Genomic DNA, 20,922 nt, shown 5'->3' on the forward strand with positions numbered 1-20,922 from the left:
CTTCGCAGGCTTTGGAGCAGAATTTAACGACGCAAGGCTCCGTGGAGGTTGATGCTAAAATTTCGCTTAGCGACGATGGCAAAATCCGCCTAAATGCAGGCGATGAGGTGCTTTTTATGGGCGATAGCCTGATGCAATACGTGGGGATGAACGCTAAGAAATTTTTCCCGAAGCGAAGCCTGAGGGTGATTGATCTTAGCAAGCAATCTACGGGGCTTGCGAGTAAGAAATCCTTTGACTGGCAAAAGACGCTCGATACCGCGCTTAGAGAGAATGGCGGCGTTAAGCTCGTAGTCGTGCTTCTAGGAGCTAACGATGTGTGGGAGTACCGCGCAGGGGGTAAAACTTATGGCATCAAAACGCCGCGCTGGCGGGAGTTTTACGCCTCAAGGGTGCGCGAGATCTACGATACGGCGCACTCGCACGGCGCGGGAGTGCTGTGGCTAGCGATGCCGTGTATGCAAAAGCCCGATTTTGAGGAGAAAACGCAGCTGCTAAATCAAATATATGCCGACGCTAGTATGGCGCTTGGCGGGTATTTTATGCAAACAACCCCGCTGGTGTGCGAAAAAGGCGCCTATAAAACCTATCTGCAAAGCGGCTCCAAGCTCGTGCGCGTGCGCCAAGACGACGGCATTCATATGAGCAAAGAGGGTTGCGAAGCGGTAGCGAAAGAAATTTTATCAAGGATTGAAGTTGAGTAAGTTTATGGTCATTTTATTTGCCGCATTATTAGGCGGATGCGCGGCAAACGCAGGCGTCCGCGGCATAAATTCCGCAAATGCAAAAAGCTCTGCGGGCTTTGGAGTGAAATTTTTTGGCGATTCGCATTTAGGAAGCGACGCGCTGATAGATGCTTTCAGACATGGTTTTTTCGTGCAAAACAGCGTCGGCTTCGTGCCTGCAATGATGCCTAAATATCACAAAAGCGAAAATATAGAATTTAAGCAAAGCGGCTTTAATGTGATCTCGTCTCGCACCGAACAAGACCCCGATTTTCCGCTATGCGGAGTGATCGCTACCGGCAAAAAAGGCGCTAACGTGCGACTGGAGCTAAAGCAGCTTAGCGGCGATTTTTATGTCGAAATTTTGCATAAATCGGATCAGAGTGGCGAGATTTTTCGCGTACGCGATGCAAGTGGGCTAAGCGCGTATATTTCGCAAGAAGTGCCGCAGAAATGGGAGTATTCTAAGCTGCGACTTAGATTTCCGATCGAAATTCGATCGCTGCGTGACGGAGCAGAACTTGGAGGATATAAAATTTACCGCAAAAACGCGCGCTTTGCAGACTCTTGCGCGAGCAACGGCGCGTTTAGCAACCTCTACGAAAAATGGGGTGCAGATGCCTTTGGTAGGGATTTTTCGGGACTTAGATACGATCTCGTAGTCATCGCTTACGGCACAAACGATGCGATGGATCCGAAATTTGACGAGCAAAAATTCTACCAAAGCGTCCGTGGGCTGCTTCGCTCCGTCCGCTCCGCAGCTCCTGGTGTAAAAATCTTGCTCGTAGCGCCGCCGCGAAGCCCTAAAGTGCCAAACGCCTCACGCGCTGCGGAGGTGCTAGCGCATCTAGCGCGAGACGAAGGGGCGATGTTTTACGACATAGCCGGTCTTATGGACGAGGATGGTGGCTGGCGTGGCTGGCGCGAGCGCGGGCTGATTCGCCCTGACGAAATCCACTTGCAAAAAGAGGGCTACGAAAAAATTGGCGCAGCGCTGGCGACGAAATTGCGAGGCAGACTTTAAATTTAGTCTTTAAATTTACGCGGCTCGCCGTAAAATTTACAAAGTTCGTCGCTAAATTTAAAATTTAGCGGCAGTAAGCAAAGCTGCGCCTATTTGGATTTCGCCGCTTAGATCTGCGCCGCGAAATTTAAATCAGAAGCTGCGGCTTTAAATTTACGCGTCGATAGGCTTGATGCCTGTGCTTTTAAAATACGTCGTCCAAATTTACGCTTTTAATTTGGATTAAATTTGCGTGGTTGCGGATCGGAACGCTAGTCGGGTTTTTGCGACGCGTGCGCTGCGTAAAATTTAGCGCTTAAAATTCTATTCGCATGGGCTGCGACAAAGCGCGGCGAGTTAAATTTAAGAAAGCAAAAAAGGAGAGGCAGATGATATATCTTTGTGGCGATACGCACGGAATAAACGAGATCGGCAAAATAACGAACAAGGCCTTTGCGGGCGGGCTTAGCGCCGATGATTTCGTCATCGTGCTCGGAGATTTCGGGCTATTTTGGAGCGAGCGGATAGATGAGTTTATGGCGCGCAAAAATATAGAAAGATATTTCCCCGCTACGCTTCTTTTTATCGACGGCAATCACGAAAATTTCGATATGTTGGATGAGCTGCCGCGCGAGCGGAAATTCGGCGGCACCGTGAGCGTGGGCGGCGAAAACATATTTTGGCTGCGGCGCGGCGAAATTTACGAGATTGCAGGGCGACATTTTTTGTGCTTCGGCGGTGCGCTTAGCGTCGATAAGGCGCATCGGATACCGGGGCTTAGCTGGTGGGCGCGCGAGATTCCGAGCGAGGAGGAGTTTGCTTGCGCGATGCGAAATGCGCGCGATTTCATCGCCTCCGGCGGGCGGATCGATGCGGTGCTGAGCCACACGGCGCCGTGGTTCGCGATGAAATTTTTAAAAGAATATCTCTGGTGCGGCAAAAGTACCCCCGATAAAACGTCTGAGTATTTAGAGCGGATCTTTGAGCTCGTAAGGCCTGAGCGGTGGTATTTTGGACACTTTCACGGCGATAAGAAATTCCATGCGCAGGGCTGCGATTTTCATCTCTGCTACGATGAAATTTTAAAATTTGAGGATTAGCCTTGAGCCCGCGGCAGTGAAATTCCGAGCTCTGCAAACTACGAAATATGCTCGCAAATTTTAAACGCTACGCCGCGCGGAACCCAACTTTTATATTAAAATTTAAGCTAGTTCTGCTAGAATGTGGCACTTTTTTTAGAAAGGAATAAAGATGAAGGTTGTAATTACTTATTGTAATTCTTGATCTTATAGACCGCAAGCTCTCCGTGTGAGAGATGAAATAACAAGCGTCTATAAGGATGCAGTTGTCGAGTTGGCCCCTGGTGGCAGCGGAGACTTTCTAGTAGAAGTTGACGGCAGAAAACTTTTCTTCAATAAAGATTTTGCTAAGCCTCGTTTCCCAAGCGAAGGTGAAATTTTAAATCTAATTAAAGTTGCAGCCTAGCTCAAAGCCCGAAAGCGGGTCGTAAGATTTGCTTTCGGGCGTTTTTATACTCAAATTTCAAATCCGTAAATTTAATCGTAAAACCATTTTAAATTTTGCAAAAATCAGCGCTGCGTAAAATTTAGACTAAATTATCCCGCATTTCGGCGAATCCAAAAAGTCATTTTAATTAAAATTTACGTGACGGTCGCGGTTTAAATTTATCGCTCGGAGTTTATAAATTTTAAAAGAAAGAGGAATTTTTGCGAAATCAAAATTTCGCAAAAACAGGGGGAGGATTATTTATTTGCGCGCTCGATATACTCGCCGCGGACGGTGTCAACGCGGATGACCTCACCTTCGAGCACGTGAAATGGGATCTGTACCACGGCGCCGGTCTCAAGCGTGGCGGGCTTTTTGTTGCTGCCCTGCGTATCGCCGCGGAAATTTGGCGCAGTTTCTACGATTTTAAGCTCCACCACCTGCGGCACATCCACGCCGATCGCTTTGCCGTTGTAAAACATTATATTTACCATCATGCCATCTAGCATCCATTTTTTCGCCTCGCCCACATCCTCGTCGCTAATTGCGATCTGTTCGTAACTATCGGTATCCATGAACTGACACGCCTCGCCGTCATCGTAGAGATACTGCATCTCTTTTTCCTCAAGATTCGGCGCCTCGCATTTATCGCCCGCATGAAAGGTCTTTTCAAGCACCTTGCCATCGATGAAAGATTTTATTTTAACGCGTACGAAAGCAGGCCCTTTTCCCGGTTTTACGTGTTGGTATTCTATGATTTTAAACGGAATTCCGTCCACCTCGATTTTTAGACCTTTTTTTAGATCGCCCATTGAATAAGCCATAAATTTCTCCTTAAATTGATAGGGCGCGATTATAACAAATTTTATTTTAAATTGGTATAATTGGCGAAATTTTAAGGGGAGGGAAGCTATGAAAAAAATCATCTACGTTTTGGCTGCGTGTGCGGCTTTTGCGCTCGGTGCGAATGCGAACGAAGCGGAGTTCGTAAAAAACCTAAAGCAAAGTCTAAATGATAAAAACGCTCAGCTCATCTCGATCGATAAGCTAAACTCGCTAAACGGACTAAATTTACTGATCGTCCGCTCGGGCGATAAAAAAGAGGCATTTTTGGCTAGCGACGACGGCAAAAGTCTAGTGGCGGTAACAGAGGATCCTAGGCTTGCAGACGCGGCGGATGCGGCGCTGTTTAAGATGAGAACTCAAATTTTAAAGGACGCCAGGGACGCCGCCGCGCTTGAGCTGCTAAAGAGCATAGATCCCGCGAGATTTGCCTATATCGAGTCGTTTGATAAAAACAATCCCTACGTGACCTACATCGTGGGCGATCCGGAGTGCCCGTATTGCGCCGAGGAGATGAAGAGGATCACGAAGCATCTTCGCAACAGCAACGTAAAATTGATCTTTGCGCCGGTGCACGGCAAGAGCGCGTTTATCAAATCGGCGCTGATTTTAAAGCATCTGAAGGCCCTCTCTCCGAGCAATCAAAAGGGCGCGATCGACGTGATCGAGAAATACTACGACAAAGACGTGCAGGTAAGCGATGCGGACGTCTCAAAGGCCGAGCTTGATGCCGTGTATGCGGACACCAAGACGCTATTTTCCAAAGGTGTGATAAAATCGGTGCCATACGTGATCAAGGTGAAAAAATAGTCTAAATTTGAGGAATTTATGGCGCGAGGCTTGTGTGCGAGCAGCGCGAGTTTGCTCGCGGTAGTGCAAGTCGCGCGCAGCACAGCCGCCCGCGCAAGCTGAAATTTTACAAAATCCCGCCGTTTTAAAATTTTAAGCGGCGGAATTTCAGTTTTAAAATTAAACTCTTACGGCTTTGTAATCAAATTTGAAAATATAAGATTTTGCTATCTAAGCCTAATAACGCCGCCGTTTTCATTTAGAATTTTTGCAACTTCAGGCAATTTATATGTTTCCATGCAGAATTCATAATTTTGGCTTGCGCCTTTTCGTATCTCCAAACTAGCGTTTTTGCCCGTATCGATTGCGGTTATAGTAAAGCAGCTGACATAGCTCGTCGTGCCTATGCTAATCGAGTTCGGAGCTATCTGCTCGACCGTCATGCTTGTTATCTTGTCTGGATTTTCATCAAATCTACCTTGCGAGACGTAAAAATCAATATAGTCTTTTATCACGATTTGCAATTTTTTTGATAATGCCTCGTAGACCTCTTCTTTGCTCATTCTAGAGCCTTCAGTGAAAAATTTCGCCTCTTTTCTTAAAAGCCTACATTTCGGACTGATTGTATCATTTCTGCACTCCTCTAGTAGATAAGTTAGCCTATTTTTAGGTGCTGTAGAGTTCATCGGTAAACCCGTGGCGGCTAGAAATAGAAAGCATTCCACGTCGAATTCCGTATTTCGCACCTCTTTGCGCTCGCACATAGCTTTTTGTTTTTCATCTTGCGCCTTTACTTCTTGCCTTGATGCCGCTTGCATCATACTTTTATAGAAGATTTTAAAATACGCCATCGCGGCTCGTTCGCAGTTGTCGTAAATCTCTGCCGATTCTTTGGATAGATCGGCTAGGGCGCACGCCTCGGAGACGCTTTTTGCTTTATCCGGATTGGCGGCATAAAAATCCTCTGTTTGAATATCCTCTATCTCTCTCCTATCGCATCCTGCTAAGCTTAAGCTCAAAAGCACGCCTAACGATACTGTCAAGATCCTATTTTTCATGATAATTCCCTTATAATCATTGATTTTACGTCCGTATTCAAAGTAAAATTTTAAAATCCTCGAGCGAAAAGAGTAAAATTTTATCGCTTTTTAGGCTTGCTAGCTCGCCGCTAAAGCCGCTTTTGGAAAACAGCGCGAGCAGATCGGGCGCGAGGTGCGCTTTTTCGCATTTGAGTATGAGCTCGTTTAGCACGTTTTTTGAAATTTTTCGCTCCTTGTATTTGCACTCGCCCGCGACGCAAAAGCTCTCAAATTTCGCGTAGATGTCGATCTCGACCTCTTTGTTCCAGAAGCTTGAAATTTGCGAAATCTCTAAATTTAAATACTTCGCGAGCAACTCTTTGCTTAAAATTTCAAACCCGAGCCCCGCGTAGGCGTTGAAATCCGCTTTGATCAGGCTTAGCACGCGCCCTATTTCGCCGCGTCGCAGCGCGGGCAGGTTCGGCTCGATAAATCTAAACCAAAACCTCGCAAAGTTACTGCTAAAATGGACTTTGTCGGTGATATGGTAGCGGCGTAGCACGCGCGGGAGGCGGTCGTTTTTGCGCTCTTTTTGCGCCCTTTGCTCGCTTGATTTTTCGGTGATTAAAAACTTCGCGTTTATGAGATCTGCGGTGATTTTTTGCGCCGTAAATCGCGGCAAGATTTTTGAAATTCCTATTTTTTTGCGGTCGCTTCTAGCGAATTTCATCAACGCCTTTTTGATCTGCTCTTCGTGCTCGCCGCCGAATTTAAAGCGCTCGCCGAGACGTTCAAAACAGAGCAAAATTTCATTTTCGATCGCTTCGAAAACGTCCGCGTAGCCGCTTATACAGCCGATCTCGTCAAATACGAAATGAAACTGCAAAATCGCGTCGATACCAGCATCGCCTAAATTTCGCGCAGTGTCTTTTAACTCGTAAATTTCGCCCTCCTTGCGGGCGTAATTTTAGCGAGTTTGGATATAATTTGCAAAAATTTTGGAGTCGCGCTTTGGATTTTGAAACGATCAAAGAAAATATCATCTTAAAAGAGGGGGTCAAATACTTCGATTGCGCCGCCTCGGGCCTTGCGTATCGCCCTATAGAAGCGGAGATCGAGCGCGTACTTGCAACATACGCCAACGTCCACTCGTCAGGCGGAGCCAACGCCGAGATTACGAGCGATTACTACGAAAATGCAAGGGCTAAAATCAAAGAGCTTCTGGGCTGCGAGGAGCGCTACTATCTGATCTCCTGCGGTTTCGGCGCGACCGCGGCGATAAAAAAGCTCTGGGAAATTCTAGGCATCTACCTGCCGCCTGCGACGCGAGATAGGCTGAGTTTGCGGCGCGAGAGCCTAAAAGATCTGCCGCTTTTCATCATCTCGCCTTTTGAGCACCATTCCGTGGAGATCAGCCTAAGGCAGGGGCTTTGCGAGGTCGTGCGCGTTCCGCCGGATCCAAGCGGGCTGATGGATTTTGCGCGCTTGGGTGAAATTTTATCCGCAAACAAAGGGCGCGAAATTTACGGCGTGCTTACCGCAGCATCGAATGTTACGGGGCTTAAGCTTGATTACAAGCGCGCTTACTTGATGCTCAAATCGCACGGCGGGCGGCTATTTGTGGACGCCAGCGCGCTCATCGCGCACGAAAACGTAGATACCAGCTTTTGTGACGGCGTGTTTTTCGGCGCGCACAAGCTCTTGGGCGGAGTGGGCGCTAGCGGAATTTTAGCGGTGCGAAAGGAGCTTTTGCGCGGCGAGGAGCCGACGTTCGCGGGAGGCGGCACGATCAAATACGCGGACGCCCTGACGCAGCGCTTTATAATCGACAAGGAGCGCTTGGAGGAGGCGGGCACGCCTGGCATCATCGCGCTGGTGCGAACCTATCTTGCTCTAAAACTTCGCAAAAGCGCGGGGCTAGAGGCGATCAAGTCGCGCGAAGAGGCGATTTGCAGGCGCTTCATAAGTGAAATTTCAAAGATCCCAGAGATTGAAATTTACGGCAATCTCACCGCGCCGCGCGTGCCGATCTTTGCTTTTAATATGAAAGGTCTCGGCGCAGACGCGCTGGCCGGGGTGCTTGGGCAGAAATTTGAGATTCAGACCCGCGCAGGATGCGACTGCGCAGCGCCATACGGCTTTGATCTGCTCGGCTTACAGCCCGATACCGAGATGTCGCGCAAACCCGCTTGGGTGCGGGCTAGCTTCTCGTTCATCCACGACGAAAGCGATGTGGATTTCTTGGCGGAGGCGCTAAGACAGATTGCTCGGATCCGCGATAAAATCACCTTCGTAGCGGGCAAATATCGCTGCGGCAGTATAAATTGAGCTTGCGAAATTTTATAACAAGAGCCGCTTTTAAATTTTACGGCGCGGGATTTTGCGACATAAAATTTTGTCGGGAAATTTCGCAGCGTAAAATTTTATAGCTTGGAATTTTAAAGCGCAGAATTTTATGCGCGGCTCGGGCGGTAAATACTCCGTGCCGATTGGAACGCGAAATTTTTCGGCATAAAATTTTGCGGTTTAGAATTTTGAAATTTTAAATTGCGAGCTGAATTCTGGCGGTAAATTTTGTGTTGAGGAATTTTGCGCCGTGGAATTTGAGTGGTAGAATTTCGTGCCGCGCGTATAAATTTTAACACCGCCAAATTTTAAAATTCCTAAATTTTAAAATTTCGCTATTTCAGTGCGCTTTGCGAATCTTGCATTTTGTGGATGCATAGAAAATTCTGCGCCGTGGAATTTTAGCCGCAAAATTTGAAATTCCTCAAAACCGAATTTTACTCGGTAGAATTTCACGGCGAGAAATTTTATCGTAGAGCCTGCGGCTGCGAAAATATGCAGACGCGCCCGCCCGAAAGCTAAATTAGGGCGCGAGCGCTTGCGATAAGAGCGCAAAATTTTAAGAAGCGAAATCTGCGCCGCTAAAAGGCGCAAAATTTCATTAAATTTACTCGCCGAATTCCTTCTGCAGTTTATAAACCTTATCGTAATCGACCCCCTCGATGATGCGCGGGCGCGAGGCGTTGAAATCCGCGTTTATCACCGAGCGAGCGGGATCATACTCGGGCAGGTCGGTCATCTCTAAAATTTCTGCGATCGCGTGGATGAGATCGTCGTTTAAAAACGGCCTGTCTTTGGCTGCCGCGATGCGCGCCCAAAGATCAGCGTTTTGCTCTTTAAATTTATCCGATGCCATAAAAATTAACGGAATTTCGAGCGTGAAACGGTTGATGCCGCCGTGGATCAGCTTGCCGCGGTATTGATAAAGGCTCTGGGCGTGGTCGCTGAAATAAACTATCAGCGTGTTGTCGCTTGCGAAAATTTTATAAATTTCGCTCACGATAAAATCGTTGTAAGCCACGGTATTTAGGTAGTGCGCGAGCTCTTTTTTCTGCCCCTCATCAAGCGGCTCGCGCGAGATGTCCGCGGCGCTAAATTTAGCAAAGCTTTTCGGATAGCGAAATTCGTAGCTTGGGTGCGAACCCATCAGATGAAGGATGAAAAATTTATCCTTTTTCTGCGTGCCATTTACCTCTGCGGCGGAGCTTTCGTCCTTGCGTGCAAGAGGTGATCTTTTCGCACCCGATTTGAAATTTTTTATACTAGGAAGCATAACTTCGTCGAGCGAGTAGGCGTATTTGTAAATCGGGATCTGGTTCGTAAAGTCCGAGTGATCCGTCATCTGCGCGCTTGCGCCGCTTGCGACCGCCCACTGTCCGTAGCGCTCCTGGTTGCTGATCCAAAAGGTCTCGTAGTTTGCCAGCCGCGCGAGATTTACGATGTCGAGGTTGGCGCTCCACGGGCGCTGTTTTTCGCTCTCGTAATTTCCGAAATTTAGCACGTATTTTAGCACGTCGTTGGTCTTGGCACCCGGCGAGACGACGTCGCTAAAAGCGATTAAATTTCCGCTTCGCTCAAGCGCTTGCAGATTCGGTGTAGTGGGAAGATAGTAGCCGTATAGGCTCATAAAATTTCGCTGCAGGCTCTCTCCGATAATGAAAACGACATTTGAGATGCGGTTTGGCGCGGTTTTATGCGAATGTGAGGCGTAAATGCTTTGGTATCCCGCTTGCAGCTCGCGCACGCTTTTAAAATCGGCGCCGAAATAATCCTTTGTAACGAAAGCAAAGTTATAAATCGGAATTTTATTTAGCGCGATTATGATGCTGGCGCGCATTTTCGAGCTTTTGGCTACGTAGCTTTTAAACGCCGCATGCGCAATAAAAACAAGCAAGCTAAGCAAAAAGATTAGCTTTATCGCGCGACATAGCTTCATCCGCACTCGCTGGCTCACTCTAAGCCTAAGAGCGGTGATGACGAATACTAAAAGTGCTAGAAAAGTCGCGATAAGCTTGAAATTTAAAAACGCATGCGCGAACTCAAAGGCCTCCTTGGGCGTCGTTTGCACCAGCGCATCCAGCGTGCCGTGCGAGTAGGTAAGCTCCAAGCTAAAGATCAAAAAAATCTGAGTGATCGCAAAGACCACGTTTATCGCCAGAAGCGCAAAGGAGAGAATTTTATATAGCCTGGCGCTATAAAAGCTAAGCGCGTAAAGCGCCAAAAAAAGTATCGTCACGCCGCAGATCGCAGACGCCACGAAAAACAGCGCCTGCGCAGAGAGCAGCTCGCCGCCGCGCGCGATAAGAAGCAACCCGAGGGCTAAATTTAATACTAAAACTAGCACGTATGCGTTTAGCACCGCGCCGTCAAATACCGATAGGAGGCTAAATCTATCTTTTAAAAATGCGCCGATATTTTTTACGAGGCTCATGAAATTCCTTGCGTATTAAAATACAAATATGAAAAATGCGATGCCGATTAGAATTCTATAAATTCCAAACGGGATGAAGTCAAACTTCGAAACGAAACTTAGAAATAGTTTGATCGCCGCAAGCGCCACTACGAACGCCACTACGCCGCCTACGAGAAAGGTCGTGATATTGTCGGAGTTTTGCGCGAAGGTGTCTAAATTTTTATAGGTATCGTAAAAAGTCGCCGCAAACATCGTAGGGATCGCGAGCAGGAAGCTAAAGCGCGCGGCTAGGTTCCTGCTTAGCCCGCACAAAAGCCCTGCGATGATGGTAGCGCCGCTGCGCGAAGTGCCCGGCACCATCGCAAAACATTGCGAAAGTCCGATGATAAAGGCCTGAACGTATGAAATTTGATCCAGATGCTCTAGCTCGCTTTCTCTCGGGCGCGCCTTGCGAAAGAGCTCGACCGCGATAAAAATAATACCCCAGCCGATCAGCGCGTAGGCGACGGTCTGCGGCGCGAATAGAGATTTGATACTTTTATAGAGCAAAAATCCGATCGCAGCGGTGGGGATGAAGCCCACGATGAGCTTGCACCAGAGCTTAAAATCAACCAAAAGCCGCTTGTAAAACATCGCAACGACCGCTAGGATCGAGCCTAGCTGGATAACGACTTCGAAGCATTTAAGCGTATCGGTCTGCTGTAAGCCCATTAGTTTTGCGGCCAGGATCATATGCCCGGTCGAGCTTACGGGCAGAAACTCCGTCAGCCCCTCGACGATGCCTAAAATCACGGCGTCAAATATATTCATCCATTTTTTCCTTTAAATTTGCTAAATTCTGCGTGATCGAAGCGGGTCTGTAGATCGCCTCTACCATCGCGATATAATCAGGCTTGAGAGCTAAAATTTCATTTAAATTTTCTAAGTTTATTCCGCCGATTACGGCGATTGGGAGGTTTAAAGATTTTCGCGCCTCTTGCACGAGCGTATCGGGGCAAAGCGGCGCATCAGGCTTTGTCTTGCCGCACCTGAGCGAACCGAAGGCTACGTAGCTAGCGCCCTGCGCCTCGGCCTTTTGCGCGCGAGCAAGATCAGCGTAGCAGCTAACGCCGATGATCTTATCCGCGCCTAAAAACTCGCGCACCTGCGCCGTCTCGCCGTCGCACTCTCCGATATGCACGCCGTGCGCACCGAGCCTTTTGGCAAGCGCCGCATCGTCGTTTATGATGAGTTTGGCGCCGTAATCTTCGCAAAGGCCGATGAGAGAGCGGATTAAAGCTTCATCCCTCACGGTAAGCTTGCTGCGATACTGCACGAGCTTTACGCCGCAGCGCAAAATTTCATCTATCTGCGAAAAGATAGTTTGCGGCGGCGTTAAGACATCGTCGCTAAGTGCGTAAATTTCGCTCATTTATCTTTTTTCGGCATTGGCACGCCGTTTAGAATGCAGTTGGTAACATCCCAAAATTTTGCGCTATACATTCCGCGCTTGGCCTCTTTGGCTTCCTCGGCAGCTTTTAAAAGAAGTTCGCTATCGTCGGTTATTGGCACGGCAAATCCCGCCGCTACCAGGTCCAATCGCAGATTACTTTTAGGATCGCTTACGTCGCAAATATAGGCATCGTTGCCACGATTGATTAAATTTACGTAGTAGCGCTTGCCTTGTTTTATCACGGACTCGAGAGCTTTTTTATATTCTTTATCGAATTTCCTTAGCTCTTTGGCGTCCGTTATGCACCTTGAAGCGCCCGCGGCGATTATGTTTAAATTTTTTAAGTCGCAGGGAAAGAAACGATCTTTTTGAGCTTTTCTAAAGGTAAAAACAAAGGTTCTGCCGTCATCGCCAAGACCTGCAAATGCGGCGATGCCATATCTGTCTTTTTGCTCCGCAAAGCTCTGTGTGCAGAGCAAAATGGCAAGTGCTAAAAATATCTTTTTCATAGGATTCCTCTTAGGCGGCGCAAATTCTGTGAGAGGAATTTGCGCCTAAATTTTGCGGATTATTTTAAATTATACTTTTCCAAAAGTTTTTCGTAGCTGCCGTCCTTTTTCATCTCCTCAAGCGCTGCGTTAAACTTAGCTAGCAGCTCGGGATACTTGCCCTTATCAAATGCGATCGAAAAGCCCTCGCTGCCGTCGGATTCTTTAAAAAATGCGGTTAGATCGTCGTTTTTCTTAAGATACTCGTAGCCTACGGATGAATCCACGCAAAGCGCATCGATCTTTTTGTTCTTCAGCGACATAACGGCTACAAAAACGTTCTCCGTAGCGCTAATCTCGGCGCCTTTTATATCTCTGATCGCAAGCTCTTGAATGGTGCCTAGCTGCGCGGCAAGGCGCTTGCCCTGCAGATCCGCCTTGGAATTTAACGAGCTATCGTCCTTGCGTTTGACGTATAAATTTTCGACTTTATAGTAAGGAGCCGTGAAATCGATCGCCTTTTTGCGAGCCGGCGTCGCGCTCATACCCGAGGCGATCATATCGATCTTGCCGCTTTTAATCGCAGGGATTAGCCCGTCAAAGCTCATATTTAAAATTTCATATTTCACGCCCGCGCGCTTGGCAAGCTCGGCTACTAGATCCATATCAAAGCCCGTGACTTTGGAGTTTTCATCCACGAACTCAAACGGCGGATACTCGGCGTTCGTGCCCACAATGAGCGTATCTTTGGTGATGTCTTTAGCGACTAGCGAACCGCAAAGCAAAGCGCCCGCAACTAGAAATCTCATAAATTTTTTCATTTCCCTCTCCTTTAGTGGTTTAAAATTTTATTTAGAAATTCTTTCAATCTCGGATTTTGCGGATTTTCAAATACGTTTTTAGGCGTATCGTCCACAGCGATCTTGCCGCCCTCCATAAAAAAAATCCTATTTGCGACATTGCGTGCAAAGCCCATCTCATGCGTTACCACAAGCATCGTGATCCCCTCTTTGGCGACCTCTTTCATTATGCCTAACACCTCGCCGATCATCTCGGGATCTAGTGCCGAGGTAGGCTCGTCGAATAAAATCACGTCCGGATTTACCGCCAAACTTCTAGCGATTGCGATGCGTTGCTTTTGCCCGCCGCTAAGCTTGTGCGGATAAGTATAGGCCTTATTGCTAAGACCGACCTTTTGCAGTAGCTCCTCTGCTTTTGCGTAGGCTTGTTCTTTAGTATAGATACCCGCTTTTATGGGCGCTAGAGTTAAATTTTCTAATACGTTTTTATTTGCAAAGAGGTTGAAATGCTGAAACACCATACTAACTTTGCGGCGAATTTTATTAATATCAGTGTGCTTATCGGTAATATCCTCGCCGTCTATTTTAATAGTGCCGCCGCTTGGAATTTCAAGCAAATTTAAGCAACGCAAAAAGGTCGATTTACCACCGCCGCTTGGACCGATGATAGCTACGATATCGCCTTTATTTATGGTCTTTGAAATTCCTTTTAGCACCGATAAATTGCCGTAGGATTTGGTTAAATTTGATATTTCAATCATTGCGGTTTAACCTACTTTCTAGCATTTTTACTAAAAACGAGAAAAATTTCACGCTTGCATAGTAAAGCACTGCGGCAAAAAGTATCGGCTGGACGGTATAAAGCGCCGCCTGCATGCTTTTTGAAAAAAACGTAAGATCGGTGATTGCTACGAGGCCCACGACCGAGGTCTCTTTAAATAGGCTAATAAACTCATTTGCAAGCGCAGGCAGGATGTTTTTTATCGCCTGCGGAAAGACGATCTCTTTCATCGCTGTACCGTAGCCTAGACCCATCGCACGCGCAGCTTCCATCTGGCCGCGATCGACGCTATTTATGCCGCCGCGCACGATCTCCGCGACATAAGCTGAGCTATTAAGCCCCAGCGCAAAGATCGCAGCTGCGATATTATTGCTCCACGTAGCAAAGATAATAAACACGAACACCATCAGCTGGATAACGATTGGAGTTCCGCGGATGATATCCACGTATTCATCGATAATGAAGCTTAGAAATTTATTGTTTAGAAATTTTAAAAATGCCAGCATAAATCCTAATGCGATACCGATCACGATGCCGCCGGAGGTCAAAATAAGAGTGATGCCGTAGCTTTTGGCGTATGAAATTTTTTGCGCTTCGCTCAGTTCGGGATAGGTGAAATAAAGTCCCACGGCGATTACAGTCAAAACAAATACGACCTTTAAAATTTTCTCGTTCAACCAAGGCGCCTTTTTCTTAAAATTTAAACGGCAAGAATACTAAAATTTCGTTAAAATCTGGCTAAATTCCGAAAGTAAAATTTTATTTGAAATAGAGTAAAATTAGCTTTTTTAAAAGGAGGTAACGATGAGCTTTTGGACCTATTGCGCAATCGCGATATATTTCGGCGCGCTTATTTTTATAGGTAGGTATTATTATGACAAGAATGCGAGCTTAAGCGAGTATCTGCTCGATAACCGCCGCCTGGGCCCATTCGTAACGGCACTTAGCGCGGGCGCTAGCGATATGAGCGGCTGGATGCTTTTGGGAGTGCCGGGCGCGATGTTCGCGACGGGAATTTGCAATATCTGGATAGCTCTAGGACTTTGCGTGGGTGCGTGGTGCAACTATAAATTTCTTGCAAAAAGGCTTAGAATTTACACCGAGGTAGCAAGCGACAGCGTCACGATCCCAGATTTTTTAGAAAACCGCTTTAAAGACCGCACCAAGACGCTTCGCATCATCTCAGGACTTTTGATCATCATATTTTTTACGCTCTATGTTAGCAGCGGCATAATCGCGGGCGGCAAGACATTTGAGAGCTTTTTCGGGCTAAGCTTTACATACGGCGCGATCGCTACGATCTTAATCGTCGTGTTTTATACCTTTTTCGGCGGATTTAAGGCCGTAGCGATCACGGATGCGTTTCAGGGGGCGCTGATGTTTGCGGTGCTTATTTTGATCCCTCTGTTTTCTTACCGTGCGCTACAGATCCCTACGGACAGCTCCTTTTTTGCGCAGGTGCGGCTATATGGCGCGAGCCACCTCGATCTATTTTACAATCAAAGCTTCTTGGGCGTTTTGGGCTTGCTTGCTTGGGGGCTTGGATACTTCGGGCAGCCGCATATCATCGTGCGCTTTATGGCGATTAGAAGCTCGCGCGAGCTTGATAGCGCGCGCCGCATCGGAATTTCGTGGATGGTGCTAGGACTAGTAGGCGCGATGCTTAGCGGCCTGATCGGCTTTGTCTATTTTTCGCAAAAAGGCCTTAGCATAGACGACCCAGAAAAAATTTTCCTAGAGCTCGGTAAAATTTTCTTTCATCCATTTATCCTAGGCGTGATAATCTCTGCGGTGCTGGCGGCGATTATGAGCACTATCTCAAGCCAGCTTTTGGTAAGCGCGAGCGCGGTTACGAAGGATTTTATCTTTGCGTTTTATAAAAAAGAGGTAAGCGAGCGCACGCAGACGCTAAGCAGCCGCATCGCCGTCGTGATCATCGCCGCGGTTGCCGCGATCTTGGCGTTTGGCTCAAATGATACGGTGCTAAACGTCGTCGGTAACGCTTGGGCGGGATTTGGCGCGAGCTTTGGAGCGGTGCTTCTTTTCAGCCTATATTCTAAAAAGATGAGCGCGCTCTCGGCTCTAGTGGGTATGCTCGTAGGCGGTATCACGGTCATTTGCTGGATCTTATCGGGGCTTTCGGCGGTCGTTTATGAGCTGCTGCCAGGCTTTTGCTTTTCGGCGCTTGCGATACTGCTCGTAAATCGCTACAACTCCGTGCTCGATAAGATGGCGGATGAGCCCAATGCCGCGCAAATTTCGCAGGAATTTGAAAAGATGAAAGAGCAGAGTTTAGGAAGCAAAAATGGCTAACGTAAAGTGCCCGCACTGCGGCTCTTTGATCGATATAGACGAGGCGCTGCAGCGCGATATCAAAGCTAAATTTGAAGATGAAATTTTGCAGCAGAAGCGAAAGTGGCAGCAGCAGCAAAACGAAGCCACGCTTAAATTTGAAGCCGAGATCGCCGCTAAGCGCGAGGAGTATGCGAAGCATCTGGCGCAGCTGCAAGCGAAGGAAAACGCATTCGAGCAGCGCGTAAAAGCGGCGACCGATTCCGCGCTAAACAGCGAGCGGGAGAAAATTTTAGCGCTCGCAAAATCTCAGATCGAGAGCGAAAACGCGGCGAAATTTGAAATTTTACAAAAGGAGCTGCTAGAAAAATCGCAAAGAATTTCGGAGCTAAATTTAGTAAAGGCCGAAATGGAGGCGCAGAAGCGTAAATTTAGCGAGCTTGAGGCCGAGAATAAAGCCAAATCCGAGATCGAGCTAACCAACCGCATGAATAGGGAGCGCGAACGACTAACGAAACAAATTTCGCAGGAAAACGAGCTGAAATTCCGCCAAAAAGATGAGCAGATCCAAAGCCTAATCGGCCAAATAAACGAGCTCAAGCGCCGCTCTGAGGTGGGCTCGCAGCAGCTTCAGGGCGAGGTGCAGGAGCTTGCGCTGCAGGAGTATCTGCGGCTAAACTTTCCTTTGGACGAGATAGATGAGGTCAAAAAGGGCGCACGCGGTGCAGACTGCGTGCAGATGGTGCATACGAGGGAGTTTGCGGGCTGCGGTAAAATTTTATACGAGAGCAAGCGCACGAAAAGCTTCGAGCCCAAATGGATTGACAAACTCAAAGACGATATGATAGGCGAGGGCGCGCAGATCGGCGTTATCGTCACCGAGCAGATGCCGCCTCACAGCCCTAGGCTGCACCAAGCGCCTAGCGATGCTAGCATCTGGATCTGTTCGTTTGAGGAATTTAAGGGGCTTTGCGCCGTCTTGCGCGAACACGTCGTGGCGCTTGCGTTTGCCAAAAGATCGGGTCAAAATCAAGATAGCAAAACGGCGATGCTCTACGACTATCTGACCTCGCCCGAGTTTGCAAACCAGATAAAGACGATCGTCTCGGCATTCGTCGGCATGCAAGAGAGCTTAAATAAGGAGCGCAACGCAATGGAGCGCATCTGGAAACAGCGCGAAAAACAGATCGCGCGTGCGCGAGACGGAGCGATCGCGATGCACGCAAGCATCAGAAGCATCGCAGGAAGCGGCGTAGCCCAGCTTGAGGATGTCGATGAAATTTTAAGCCTCGAGGCGATCGCGGCGGATGGCGAAGCGGACGCGCTTCAAGACCAAGACGGCGACGAGACGACGTAGCGGCGTATAGACAGATCGCGGCTATGGCGAGAGCGCCGCGGTACGTTTTAGATCGCGCCGTTAAATTTTAAAATTTTAAATCGTTTGCTTTGATTTGTTGTTTGCTCGCTTTCAAAGCGGCGCTAAATTTTGCACAAAGGCCGTGGCGCGCCGTAGAGTTTACCGCGATGTCCGCTAGAACGCTAAGCGTGAAATTTATGATTGATTTTAACGCCGTTTTAAGATTATTTTTGTAAAATCACATTTCTTTTTTACCGCTGGCGGGCTCATAGCTCAGTTGGTTAGAGCATCCGGCTCATAACCGGATGGTCCTAGGTTCAAGTCCTAGTGAGCCCACCACCACAAAATTTCGGCTTTTCACTGCATCAAAATCCGCAAATTCCATAAAATTTCAAGCGTCGTTTTTCCTTTGAAATTCCGCTTCATAACTTCAAAAGACAAAGCTTGCCGCATAATTTCAGCTTTAAAATGCGGCAAACTCGCGATTGAATTTTAAAATTTAACTTTCATTTGGCGACCGATTAAATTTTATTTTATGGCAAGTTGCGGTAGAATTCCGTTAAAATTCTTAGTGCAGGGAGATGTCCATGTCAGAAAATCAAACGAAAAAAGGCGGAATTTTAGCTTTTTATTTTAACTCAAGCTTGCTTTGGCGCATCATTATCGCTTTAGTGTTGGGCTCTGCGATCGGTATGTTGCTACCTAAAAATATGCCGGTGGGCGATACCACGTGGGTGGCGATTTTAACGCCTTTGGGAGATCTTTTCGTGAGACTTTTAAAGATGATTATGGTGCCGATCATTATCTGTTCGCTGATCGTGGGCACTAGCAGCATCTCGCCTGCGCACCTGGGTAAAGTAGGCGTTAAGGCGATCATATTTTACGCTATAACTACGCTTTTTGCGATCGTCATCGGCCTAGCGTGTGCGTTTATATTTTCTCCAGGTAGCGGGCTTGATCTAAGCGATGCGTCCAAGGCCGTCGAAAAGGCAGCAAACGCGCCTAGTATGAGTAAAATTTTGCTTAATATAATTCCTACGAATCCTTTTGATTCCATAGCCAAGGGCGAAATTTTGCCGATTATCGCGTTTTGCTTATTTTTCGGCGTGGGGCTTGCGTTTTGCCGCGATAGTAGCGACGCACGTATCAAAAGCTCCGCCAACACGGTTTATAATTTTTTCGACGGAATGAGCGAGATTATGTTTAAGGTCGTGCATTGGGTGATGCAATACGCACCAATTGGCGTTTTTGCGCTAATGTTTGTAGTGTTTAATAAAAGCGGTATCGAGGCTTTCAGCTCGCTATTAAATGTCACGATTACCCTATACGTGGGACTTGCGATTCAAGTATTTGCGGTTTATTGCGTTATTTGTATGCTTATCGGAGTTAGCCCGATTAAATTCCTTAAAAAAGTGCGTCCGCCGATGCTTACGGCTTTTGTTACCCGCAGCTCCAACGGCACGCTTCCGATTACGATGCAAACCGCCGAAGATATGGGAATTCCAAAGGCGATCTACGGCTTTGTTTTGCCCGTGGGCGCTACGGTGAATATGAACGGCACGACCGTGTATTTGGGCGTGTGCACGCTCTTTATCGCTAATGCTTGCGGTATCGATCTAAATAGCAGCCACTACCTCACGATCATCATCACTTCGATGCTTGCGGCGATCGGAACTGCCGGAGTTCCGGGAGCTGGTGCGCTGATGCTGCTTTTAGTGCTCGAGTCTATCGGCGTCAAGGTAAGTGGTAACGTAGCGATCGCTTACGGAATGATTTTGGGCATTGATGCGATTTTGGATATGGGGCGAACCTCGATGAACGTAACGGGCGATGTTGTCGCGTCGATCTACGTCGCAAAGAGCGAAAACGAAATGGATATGAGTAAGTGGGAGAATTAACCCAAGTAAAATTTAGAAAGGACGAGCTATGAAAAGAGTTGGAATTATCGGTGGAATGGGACCTTTAGCGAGTGCGGATCTGTATATGAAGATTATAGAAGAGACTGCTGCGGGAAGCGATCAAGAAAATATTCCGCTTGTAATCGATAGCTATCCGCAGATCGAAGATCGCACGGCATTTATCTTAGGTAAAGGTGCAAATCCGCTTCCGCGCCTAAGCGAGAGCGCTGTTAGGCTCAAAAATGCAGGCTGCAAGGCGTTTGCGATGGCGTGCAACACGGCGCATTTTTTCGCAGACGATGTAGAAGCTGCGGCGGAAATCCCGCTAATTCATATCGCCGAGATCACCGTAAAAGCGATCCGCAGAAATTATCCAAACGCCCATAAAATCGCTGTGCTAGCCACTATCGGTACAAAAAAAGCTAAAATTTACGACGATCCGCTCAAAGAAGCAGGGCTAATCAGCGTGGATCTCGGCGAAGAAAATCAAGCGGTTTTGATGGATTGCATCTACAAAGGCGTTAAGGCGGGCAAGACTGCCGAATACGTGGGGGCTTTTGAGAATTTGCTAGGCAAAATCGATGCTGATATTTATGTCATTGCCTGCACTGAGCTGCCGCTATTTTTGCCGTTAATCAAAAGCGATAAAATTTTCGTTGATCCTACTAGAGAGCTTGCCAAAGCGATCGTGGAATTCTCAAGATCGTAGAGCTGCAAGACTTTGCAAGCGGAATTCTAAACCGCAAAATTTTACGATGATTTAAGTCGTAGAATTTTGCGGAATTGCGTTGGCTCAAAATTCCAGGTAAGCGGAATTTATATGATAGCAAAATTTCATCACAGCATTTTAAACTTAAAATTTTATCAAAATTTAATCCGCAAAACTCAGAATGTAAAACCTCCGAAGTAAAATTCCGTAACAAAATTTGCTCGTAAAATTTCGCGCTGAAATTTAAGCTAAAATTCCATTAAATTTGACCGTTTCTAAAGCCCGAATTTAATATAATCGCTCCAACAGAAAAAAGGAACAAAATGAGCGACTACACCCACCTGCACCTTCATACTGAGTATTCGCTGCTAGACGGCGCGAATAAAGTAAGCGAGCTCGCCGAGCTTTTACAGAGCCGCGGCACCAAGGCGTGCGCGATCACCGACCACGGCAATATGTTCGGCGCGATAGACTTTTATCAGACGATGAAAAAGCACGGCATTAAACCTATCATCGGCATC

General features: G+C 47.4%; 21 protein-coding genes and 1 tRNA gene. 12 read left to right on the top strand and 10 right to left on the bottom strand.

The features are described from left to right. The 4 genes from Q0277_RS04100 to Q0277_RS04115 form a co-directional block, all read left to right on the top strand. Positions 1-704 (top strand): DUF459 domain-containing protein (locus Q0277_RS04100; protein ID WP_297995884.1); only part of this gene is annotated, 704 nt, incomplete at its 5' end. Then, positions 697-1,749 (top strand): GDSL-type esterase/lipase family protein, encoded by a 1,053-nt coding sequence (locus tag Q0277_RS04105; RefSeq protein WP_297995886.1) that lies wholly within the window; start codon positions 697-699, stop codon positions 1,747-1,749. The genes Q0277_RS04100 and Q0277_RS04105, both read left to right, overlap by 8 nt. 368 nt (positions 1,750-2,117) lie before the next feature. Further along, entirely contained in the window at positions 2,118-2,828 is a 711-nt protein-coding gene (locus Q0277_RS04110; RefSeq protein WP_297995888.1) for a metallophosphoesterase, read from the top strand. A gap of 151 nt (positions 2,829-2,979) precedes the next feature. Continuing rightward, positions 2,980-3,213 (top strand): SelT/SelW/SelH family (seleno)protein, encoded by a 234-nt coding sequence (locus Q0277_RS04115; protein ID WP_295098848.1) that lies wholly within the window; start codon positions 2,980-2,982, stop codon positions 3,211-3,213. 278 nt (positions 3,214-3,491) lie between these two features. Here Q0277_RS04115 and efp read toward each other — a convergent pair whose 3' ends face one another. After that, a complete protein-coding gene (efp, locus tag Q0277_RS04120; RefSeq protein WP_005871146.1) occupies positions 3,492-4,058 on the bottom strand; it encodes an elongation factor P in 567 nt (188 codons plus the stop codon). Positions 4,059-4,146: 88 nt separating this feature from the next. Here efp and Q0277_RS04125 point away from each other — a divergent pair, with 88 nt between their 5' ends. Continuing rightward, positions 4,147-4,887 (top strand): hypothetical protein, encoded by a 741-nt coding sequence (locus Q0277_RS04125; RefSeq protein WP_297995890.1) that lies wholly within the window; start codon positions 4,147-4,149, stop codon positions 4,885-4,887. A 206-nt stretch (positions 4,888-5,093) separates the two neighbouring features. Here Q0277_RS04125 and Q0277_RS04130 read toward each other — a convergent pair whose 3' ends face one another. Both Q0277_RS04130 and Q0277_RS04135 read right to left on the bottom strand, forming a co-directional pair. Beyond that, a complete protein-coding gene (locus tag Q0277_RS04130; RefSeq protein ID WP_297995892.1) occupies positions 5,094-5,924 on the bottom strand; it encodes a hypothetical protein in 831 nt (276 codons plus the stop codon). A 37-nt stretch (positions 5,925-5,961) separates the two neighbouring features. Continuing rightward, complete coding sequence (locus Q0277_RS04135; protein WP_297995894.1) at positions 5,962-6,771, bottom strand: DUF234 domain-containing protein; 810 nt, start codon at positions 6,769-6,771, stop codon at positions 5,962-5,964. Positions 6,772-6,872: 101 nt separating this feature from the next. Between Q0277_RS04135 and Q0277_RS04140 the strand changes: the two genes are divergently transcribed. Then, the gene (locus tag Q0277_RS04140) at positions 6,873-8,213 is read left to right on the top strand and encodes an aminotransferase class V-fold PLP-dependent enzyme (RefSeq protein WP_297995896.1); all 1,341 of its coding nucleotides are present in this window, start codon (positions 6,873-6,875) and stop codon (positions 8,211-8,213) included. A 625-nt stretch (positions 8,214-8,838) separates the two neighbouring features. Here Q0277_RS04140 and Q0277_RS04145 read toward each other — a convergent pair. Genes Q0277_RS04145 through Q0277_RS04175 form a run of 7 tightly spaced genes read right to left on the bottom strand, consistent with a single transcriptional unit; the run spans position 8,839 to position 14,780 of the window. Further along, positions 8,839-10,662, bottom strand: coding sequence for a phosphoethanolamine transferase (locus Q0277_RS04145; protein WP_297995897.1), 1,824 nt, complete (start codon positions 10,660-10,662; stop codon positions 8,839-8,841). 15 nt (positions 10,663-10,677) lie between these two features. Beyond that, a complete protein-coding gene (locus tag Q0277_RS04150; RefSeq protein WP_297995898.1) occupies positions 10,678-11,454 on the bottom strand; it encodes an undecaprenyl-diphosphate phosphatase in 777 nt (258 codons plus the stop codon). Then, the gene (thiE, locus tag Q0277_RS04155; RefSeq protein WP_297995900.1) at positions 11,441-12,055 is read right to left on the bottom strand and encodes a thiamine phosphate synthase; all 615 of its coding nucleotides are present in this window, start codon (positions 12,053-12,055) and stop codon (positions 11,441-11,443) included. The genes Q0277_RS04150 and thiE overlap by 14 nt, the downstream gene beginning before the upstream one ends. Further along, on the bottom strand, positions 12,052-12,585 hold the full coding sequence (locus tag Q0277_RS04160; RefSeq protein WP_297995902.1) for a hypothetical protein: 534 nt from the start codon (positions 12,583-12,585) through the stop codon (positions 12,052-12,054). Before Q0277_RS04160 ends, thiE begins: the two co-directional genes overlap by 4 nt. Positions 12,586-12,644: 59 nt before the next feature. Next, positions 12,645-13,385, bottom strand: coding sequence for a basic amino acid ABC transporter substrate-binding protein (locus tag Q0277_RS04165; protein ID WP_297995903.1), 741 nt, complete (start codon positions 13,383-13,385; stop codon positions 12,645-12,647). A gap of 11 nt (positions 13,386-13,396) precedes the next feature. Beyond that, on the bottom strand, positions 13,397-14,125 hold the full coding sequence (locus Q0277_RS04170; RefSeq protein ID WP_297924237.1) for an amino acid ABC transporter ATP-binding protein: 729 nt from the start codon (positions 14,123-14,125) through the stop codon (positions 13,397-13,399). Continuing rightward, positions 14,118-14,780 (bottom strand): amino acid ABC transporter permease, encoded by a 663-nt coding sequence (locus tag Q0277_RS04175; protein WP_297995910.1) that lies wholly within the window; start codon positions 14,778-14,780, stop codon positions 14,118-14,120. Before Q0277_RS04175 ends, Q0277_RS04170 begins: the two co-directional genes overlap by 8 nt. A 169-nt stretch (positions 14,781-14,949) precedes the next feature. On the opposite strand from Q0277_RS04175, the gene putP reads away from it, so the two are divergent. From putP to Q0277_RS04205, 6 genes are all read left to right on the top strand, one after another. Further along, positions 14,950-16,458, top strand: a complete 1,509-nt coding sequence (gene putP, locus Q0277_RS04180) for a sodium/proline symporter PutP (protein ID WP_297995904.1) — start codon at positions 14,950-14,952, stop codon at positions 16,456-16,458. Beyond that, positions 16,451-17,794, top strand: a complete 1,344-nt coding sequence (locus Q0277_RS04185; protein WP_297995905.1) for a DUF2130 domain-containing protein — start codon at positions 16,451-16,453, stop codon at positions 17,792-17,794. Before putP ends, Q0277_RS04185 begins: the two co-directional genes overlap by 8 nt. Positions 17,795-18,056: 262 nt before the next feature. Next, positions 18,057-18,133 (top strand) — tRNA-Ile (locus Q0277_RS04190). Positions 18,134-18,381: 248 nt separating this feature from the next. After that, positions 18,382-19,692: a dicarboxylate/amino acid:cation symporter gene (locus tag Q0277_RS04195; RefSeq protein ID WP_297995906.1), complete on the top strand. Its 1,311-nt coding sequence runs from the start codon at positions 18,382-18,384 to the stop codon at positions 19,690-19,692. Between the two features lie 28 nt (positions 19,693-19,720). Next, complete coding sequence (locus tag Q0277_RS04200) at positions 19,721-20,401, top strand: amino acid racemase (RefSeq protein WP_297995907.1); 681 nt, start codon at positions 19,721-19,723, stop codon at positions 20,399-20,401. Between the two features lie 323 nt (positions 20,402-20,724). Continuing rightward, positions 20,725-20,922 (top strand): PHP domain-containing protein (locus Q0277_RS04205; protein ID WP_297995908.1); only part of this gene is annotated, 198 nt, incomplete at its 3' end.

Source organism: uncultured Campylobacter sp., from assembly GCF_938030815.1.
Taxonomy (GTDB): domain Bacteria; phylum Campylobacterota; class Campylobacteria; order Campylobacterales; family Campylobacteraceae; genus Campylobacter_B.